This window comes from Kitasatospora sp. NPDC001539 (genome assembly GCF_040298565.1).
In the GTDB taxonomy this organism is placed as follows: Bacteria; Actinomycetota; Actinomycetes; order Streptomycetales; family Streptomycetaceae; genus Kitasatospora.
In genome coordinates, this window is record NZ_JBEPAK010000323.1 from 1 (window position 1) to 6,535 (window position 6,535).

Consider the following 6,535-nt stretch of genomic DNA (forward strand, 5'->3'; position numbering starts at 1 on the left):
GTAGGGCTTGTCGAAGACGCCGAACATCCCGTCGATGAGCCACCACAGGCCGGCGCAGCAGAGCACGGCCGGGAGGATGTAGACGGCGGCGCGGGACCGGCCGAGCCGCCCTCCCGAGGACCGGCCCAGCCGCCCTCCCGGATGGCTGGGGATCGCTGGGAGAGCGCTGGGAGTTCGGCCAACGATCGGCCACGCCCGGGCCAAGGCGCCCGCGCGGGACGGGCGATCGGCCCGCAATGCCCGGATCCGGCCGGTCAGTCTTCTCCCAGCCCGCGCCCAGGACTCCGCAAGAGCGCCCCGCGAAGCTGTCCGCCATGAAGGTGCTCCCACGGCGGCGAGGCGCCGTCCTCGTCAACTCCGCGCTCGGCGTGGCCCTCCTGGGCGGTGCGGCCCTGGCGTACGCCACGGTCAACGGCAGCGGCGGCACGGCCGCGGCCAAGCCCGTCGCCCGTACCGCGACCGTCGCCAAGGGGACGGTCCTGGCCACGGTGTCCGGAACCGGCACCCTGGTGTCGCCGACCGACGCGGCCCAGGACTTCACCACCGGCGGGCGGCTCACGGCCGTCAAGGTCGCGGTCGGGGACACCGTCAGGAAGGGGCAGGTGCTCGCGACCGTCGACACCACCGCGGCCCAGCAGCAGGTGGACGCCGCCCGCGCGGCCCTCACCACGGCCAACGCCAACCTCACCAAGGCGCAGGCCGGGGTCACCACGACGACCACCGAGCCGCTTCCGCCGTCCTCCTCCTCGACGAGTGCTCCGTCGGCCTCGGGTGCGGGGGCCGGCTCCGGCGCCGGACACGGGGCGGGCGGGAGCAGTACGCCCGCCCCGCAGACCACCACCATCACCACTACCAAGGTCGACGACGCGGCCGTCGCCCAGGCCCAGCAGCAGGTCGCCACCGCGCAGACCAACCTCACCAACGCCCAGGCCGCGCTGGCCGGCACCACCCTGACCGCGTCGGTGGACGGCACGGTCGCCTCGATCTCGGCGAAGGTCGGGGACACCGTCGGCGCCACCGCCGCCGGCTCCTCGTCCTCCTCGACCGCCAAGTCCACCGGAGCGAGCGCCGGTTCCGGCTCCCCCAGCGGCTTCATCGTGCTGACCAACCCGACCGGGATGCAGGTCACCGCCAACTTCTCCGAACTGGACTCGCTCAAGCTGAAGAAGGGCGAGGCGGCCACCGTCACCCTGAACGCGCAGTCCGACACCAAGCTCAACGCGACGGTGCTGTCGGTCAGTTCGCTGCCCGTGAGCAGCTCCGGCGGCGCCAGCTCGTCCGCCGTCCAGTACTCGGCCACGCTCCAGCTCAGCGGTGACACCAGCACCCTGCGCACCGGCCTCAGCGCCACCGTCCAGGTCGTCACCGGCGAGGCGGACAACGCGCTCTCGCTGCCCACCTCCGCCCTCTCGGGCACCGGCTCCTCGCGGACCGCCACCGTGGTGCACACGGACGGCAGCACCGAGCGGGTCACCGTCGGGGTCGGCGTCGAGGGCGACAGCACCGTGCAGGTCGTGTCCGGTCTCGCCGAGGGCGACAAGGTCGAACTCCCCACCACCAGCGGCACCAACGGCTTCCCGAACGCCTCCTTCCCCGGTCTCGGCGGCGGCGCCGGCGGTCGGGGCGGTGCCGGCGGCGCGGGGGCCGGGGCGGGCTTCCCGGGCGGGGCCGCGGGCAGCGGCGGCAGCGGTCGCGGCGGCAGGGGCTGAGCCATGCGTCACGTCATCGACAAGCGCGTCCCCGCGAAGCCCGTGCCGGTGATCCGGATCAGCCGGCTCACCAAGTCGTACGGGCACGGCGACGCCACCGTGCACGCGCTGCGCGGCCCGGACGACCCGGCGACCGGCGGCCCGGCGGGCGTCAGCCTGGACATCGAGCAGGGCGACTACGTCGCGGTGATGGGCAGTTCGGGATCCGGCAAGTCCACCCTGATGAACATCCTCGGCTGCCTGGACGTCCCGACCTCCGGCCGCTACCTGCTGGACGGCATCGACGTAGGCCACCTGGACGAGCAGCAGCTCTCGCTGGTCCGCAACCGCAAGATCGGTTTCGTCTTCCAGTCCTTCAACCTGGTGCCCCGCACCACCGCCCTCGCCCAGGTCGAACTGCCGCTCGCCTACGCGGGCGTGCGCTCCGCCGAGCGGCGCCGGCGGGCCCTGGCCGCACTGTCACTGGTGGGGCTGGAGGACCGCTCCGGGCACAAGCCCAACCAGCTCTCCGGCGGCCAGCAGCAGCGCGTCGCGGTGGCGCGCGCCCTGGTCACGGCCCCCGCGCTGCTGCTCGCCGACGAGCCCACCGGCAACCTCGACAGCCGCTCGACGGAGGAGGTGCTGGCCCTGATCGACGGGCTCAACGCCACCGGCCGCACCGTCGTGCTGATCACCCACGAGGACGAGGTCGCCCGGCACGCCAAGCGCGTGCTGCGGCTGGTCGACGGGCAGATCGTGAGCGACGTCCGGCAGGCGCCGGTCGACGGGCCGCCGCCCGCCCTGCTCCAGGTGGGGGTGCCGGCGTGATCCTCTGGCAGACGCTCCGCTTCGCGGTCGGCGGCCTGGCCGCCAACAAGGTGCGCTCGGCGCTCACCATGCTGGGGGTGCTGATCGGCGTCGCCTCGGTGATCCTGCTGCTGGCCGTCGGCAACGGCTCCTCGCAGGCGGTGAAGGACTCCATCACCTCGCTCGGCACCAACTCGCTGACCGTCAGCGCCGGTTCGGCGGTCGGCGGCTCGCGGTCGGTGGCCTCGGTGAAGAAGCTGACGGTCGCCGACGCCAAGGCCCTGGCGAGCGGCGCCGACCCGTCGGCGGTCAGGTCCGTGGCGCCCGTCGTCACCACCAGCGGGACGGCGCTGTACGGGAACATCTCCTACAGCCCCGGCTCGATCGTCGGGACGTACCCGGCGTACTTCGAGACCGCCAACCAGAAGGTCGCGCGCGGCGAGTACTTCACCGACGACGACGTGCTCGGCTCCCGCAAGGTCGCGGTGCTCGGTGCCACCACGGCCAAGCAGCTGTTCGACACCGAGGACCCGGTCGGGAAGAAGATCGTCCTCGGCGGGACGCCGTTCACCGTGGTGGGCGTGCTCCAGGCCAAGGGCGGCAGCGGCTTCACCGACCCCGACGACGTGGTGATCGCACCGCTGCCGACCGTGCAGAACGCGTTCACCGGCTTCGGCCCGGTCAACCAGATCCTGGTGCAGGCGGCGTCCGCCGACACCACGACGGCGGCGCAGGCCGAGATCACCCGGGTGCTGCTCGGGACGCACGCGATCGCCGACCCGACCAAGGCCGACTTCCGGATCACCAACCAGGCGTCGCTGCTCACCGCCCGGGAGAGCACGACCAAGACGTTCACCGTGCTGCTCGGCGCGGTCGCGGCGATCTCGCTGCTGGTCGGCGGGATCGGGATCACCAACATCATGCTGGTGACGGTCACCGAGCGGACCCGGGAGATCGGCATCCGCAAGGCGCTGGGCGCACCGAGGGCCGTGATCCTCGGGCAGTTCCTCACCGAGTCGACCCTGCTGTCGGTGATCGGCGCGGGGCTGGGCGTGGCGGCGGGCATCGCCGGCTCGCACTTCAGCATCGTCGGCATCAAACCGGTGGTGATCCCCGAATCGGTGCTCGGCGCGTTCGCCATCGCCGTCGCCATCGGGCTGTTCTTCGGCAGCTACCCCGCCAACCGGGCCGCCACCCTGCGGCCGATCGACGCCCTCCGGCACGAGTAGGAGCAGTACGACGATGAACCAGGACGATCAGGTGACGCTGCTGTCCACGCCGCCGGACGCACGGGACGTCAGCGGCGAGCTGGCGGCACCGCCGCGACGGAAGCTGCCCTGGCTCAGCCTCGTGCTGGCGGGCGGCGTGATCGCCACGGGCGCCTTCGCGGGCGGGGTCTGGTACGAGAAGGGCCAGGCGCCGAGTGGGAAGTCCTCCTCGACCCGGGCCGCGGGTGCCGGGTCCTCCGCGGGCGGCTACGGGCAGAACGGCGGCCGCCGGGGCGGCCAGGGCCAGGGCGGCCAGGGCCAGGGTGGGCAGGGCCAGGGCGGGCAGCCCGGGTTCGCGCGCGGCACGGTCAAGGCCGTGGACGGCAACACCGTGTACCTGACGGACGCCAACGGCAACACCATCAAGGTGACGACGACGGACTCGACCAAGGTCCAGCTCAACAAGGAGGGCAAGACCGCCGACCTCCAGCCCGGCCAGAGCGTGACGGTCGTGGGGACGCCGGACTCCAACGGCGGCTACAACGCCAGCCAGCTCGTCGAGGGCTCCGCCGGCGGCTTCGGCGGCGGTGGCGGCTTCGGCGGGAACCGGAACGCGTCCGGCGGCTGACCCGGCACGGCCGGACGACCGCGAGGCCCTCGCCCTGCTCGGGGCGAGGGCCTCCGCGCGTTCAGCGCCGCTGGTCCGGGTCGTCGGGGCGGGGCATCTTCAGGGTGGCGATCACGCCCAGGCCACGGTGGCGATCGCGAGGGCGAGCAGCGCGAGGAGGATCGCGCCCACGAAGAACTTCACAGGTCCCGGTCCCGGTCCAGGTCGCGGAGCAGGTGGAGGAGGTTGAGCAGGGTGCTCACGGGTGCGTTGCCGAAGTCGACCAGGATGCGGCCGTCGAGGGTGGTCTCGGGGGTGGAGGCGGAGCCCCAGAGGAGGCCGTAGGGGATGCCGCGCCGGTGCAACTCACCCAGGAGCGCGGTGATCTGCGGTCTGGTGTAGTCGCGCATGCGGGGGTCGTCCGGGGCGACGGGGTCGCGGCTCACGAGGCGAAGTCCAGCTCGTACCAGACGCTCTTGCCGCGCTTCTGCGGGTCGACACCCCAGCGGTGGGTGAGGCCCTCGACGAGCTGGAGGCCCCGCCCGGTCTCGGCGAGGCCGGTCGGTGTGCGCTGGTGCGGGAGGGCGTCGGACTCGTCGGAGACCGAGACGTGGAGGGTGCAGCCGAGGATGGAGAAGAAGACGACGGGAGCGGTCGTGTCCCCGTAGCGCCAGGCGTTGACGATGAGTTCGGCGAGCGCGAGCTCGGCGTCGAAGATGGTCTCGGGGTCGCAGTTGCTGCGGGTGAGGGCGGCGCGGAGGGCCTGCTTGGAGAGGGTGAGCGAGGGCGTGTTACGGGTGCACACGGGAACCTCCGTGAGGCGGTGGTGGGAGGGAGGGGGAAGCCGTGAGCCAGGCCAGGTGGGGCTGGTTGCTCTTCGGCTTCGGGGCAGAGTGCGCCTACTGCCCCGGAAACGCGACGGACTGACGGACCGTCGGATCGAGCTGAGGATGACGATAGCGCAGCCCGCCACAGATTTGTGGCGGGCTGCGAGAAGTTACCTCTAACGTGGCATCGGCTCTGAGGCACACTGATCTCACGACCTGCAGAGAGGACGCCATGGCGCTTCGATCGAACCCAACTCTCCGCCAGCGGCGGCTGGGTGCCGAGCTGCGCAGGATGCGGGAGCAAGCCGGCCTCGGTGGCAGTCAGCTCGCCCGCGCGCTGGGCATCAATCCGGCCCACGTGACGCAGATGGAGAGCGGGAAGACCGGCATCAGCGTCGAACGCCTGCGCACGATCGCTGCGTTGTGCATGTGTGTCAACGAGCCCCTGATCGACGCACTGGCGGACATCATTACGGATCGGGACAAGGGCGGCTGGTGGGAGGAGTACCGAGGGCGCCTCTCACAGCACTTCCTGGAGATGGCTGAAATGGAGGGCCGTGCCCACGGGCTCTCGACCTACACCATGGCCTTTATCCCTGGGTTGCTGCAGACTGCTGCTTACGCTTCTGCAGTCTTCGCTCGGGGATTCCCGCTGCTGCCGCAGCATGAGGTCGACCTGAGAACCGCCTTCCGCCTGAAGCGGCAGACCGTGGTCCGGTCGGGAGGAACTCCGTATTCTGCCTACATCCACGAGGCAGCGCTGCGCATGCAGTTCGGCGGCCGTGAAGTACAGGCCGAGCAGCTTGGAAGCCTGATCGAGGACTCCGAACGGCCAACCATCTCGATCCGGGTAGTCCTGTTCGACGTGGATACCCTTCCGGTCAACCACGAGAATTTCACTTATGTCGAAGGCCCGATTCCTGAGCTCGACACAGCCCAGATGGATTCAGGCGTCGACAGCGTGCTCTACGATGCGCCGGCTCATACCGCCCAGTTCCGCTCCTTGCTCAAGCGGATCGGCTCGGCGGCGCTCTCGGAGGAGGACTCCCGGGAGTTCATTCGATCCCTCAAGAAGGATATGGAAAGAAAGCATGTCTGACTCTACCTGGCAGAAGTCAAGTTATTCGGCGGCTAACTCGGAATGTGTCGAAGTTCGTACGGTCAACGGGGTGATCGAACTCCGTGAGTCCGACGAGGGCGACGTCATCGTCGGCACCACGCCTCCCGAGTTCGCGGCGTTCCTCCGGGGTGCGAAGGCCGGCGAGTTCGACCACATGACCGCCAACGCCTAGCGAATCGTTCCGGCGGCCTCTTGCGACCCCGCAGACGCGGGGCGGTGCGGCGGGCGACGCGCACCGAGGGGGGGCGCGGGGGGGGGGCGCAGGGGATAAGCCCCCG

At 71.1% G+C, this 6,535-nt stretch carries 8 protein-coding genes; 6 read left to right on the forward strand and 2 right to left on the reverse strand.

Annotated features, from left to right (window positions below):
- The first annotated feature begins 314 nt into the window (after positions 1 to 314).
- Genes ABT247_RS30515 through ABT247_RS30530 form a run of 4 tightly spaced genes read left to right on the forward strand, consistent with a single transcriptional unit; the run spans position 315 to position 4,331 of the window.
- Positions 315 to 1,709, forward strand: coding sequence for an efflux RND transporter periplasmic adaptor subunit (locus tag ABT247_RS30515; protein ID WP_350749012.1), 1,395 nt, complete (start codon positions 315 to 317; stop codon positions 1,707 to 1,709).
- Positions 1,710 to 1,712: 3 nt separating this feature from the next.
- Positions 1,713 to 2,516: an ABC transporter ATP-binding protein gene (locus ABT247_RS30520; protein WP_350749015.1), complete on the forward strand. Its 804-nt coding sequence runs from the start codon at positions 1,713 to 1,715 to the stop codon at positions 2,514 to 2,516.
- Positions 2,513 to 3,724 (forward strand): ABC transporter permease, encoded by a 1,212-nt coding sequence (locus ABT247_RS30525; RefSeq protein WP_350749018.1) that lies wholly within the window; start codon positions 2,513 to 2,515, stop codon positions 3,722 to 3,724. The genes ABT247_RS30520 and ABT247_RS30525 overlap by 4 nt, the downstream gene beginning before the upstream one ends.
- 13 nt (positions 3,725 to 3,737) lie before the next feature.
- Entirely contained in the window at positions 3,738 to 4,331 is a 594-nt protein-coding gene (locus tag ABT247_RS30530) for a DUF5666 domain-containing protein (RefSeq protein ID WP_350749021.1), read from the forward strand.
- Between the two features lie 179 nt (positions 4,332 to 4,510).
- On the opposite strand, the gene ABT247_RS30535 is transcribed toward ABT247_RS30530, so the two are convergent.
- Together ABT247_RS30535 and ABT247_RS30540 are read right to left on the reverse strand one after the other, a co-directional pair.
- A complete protein-coding gene (locus ABT247_RS30535) occupies positions 4,511 to 4,756 on the reverse strand; it encodes a thioredoxin domain-containing protein (protein WP_350749023.1) in 246 nt (81 codons plus the stop codon).
- On the reverse strand, positions 4,753 to 5,115 hold the full coding sequence (locus ABT247_RS30540; protein ID WP_350749025.1) for an ATP-binding protein: 363 nt from the start codon (positions 5,113 to 5,115) through the stop codon (positions 4,753 to 4,755). The genes ABT247_RS30535 and ABT247_RS30540 overlap by 4 nt, the downstream gene beginning before the upstream one ends.
- 254 nt (positions 5,116 to 5,369) lie before the next feature.
- On the opposite strand from ABT247_RS30540, the gene ABT247_RS30545 reads away from it, so the two are divergent.
- Positions 5,370 to 6,236, forward strand: a complete 867-nt coding sequence (locus ABT247_RS30545; RefSeq protein WP_350749028.1) for a helix-turn-helix domain-containing protein — start codon at positions 5,370 to 5,372, stop codon at positions 6,234 to 6,236.
- Positions 6,229 to 6,429 (forward strand): DUF397 domain-containing protein, encoded by a 201-nt coding sequence (locus ABT247_RS30550; RefSeq protein WP_350749030.1) that lies wholly within the window; start codon positions 6,229 to 6,231, stop codon positions 6,427 to 6,429. The genes ABT247_RS30545 and ABT247_RS30550 overlap by 8 nt, the downstream gene beginning before the upstream one ends.
- Positions 6,430 to 6,535: the final 106 nt, after the last annotated feature.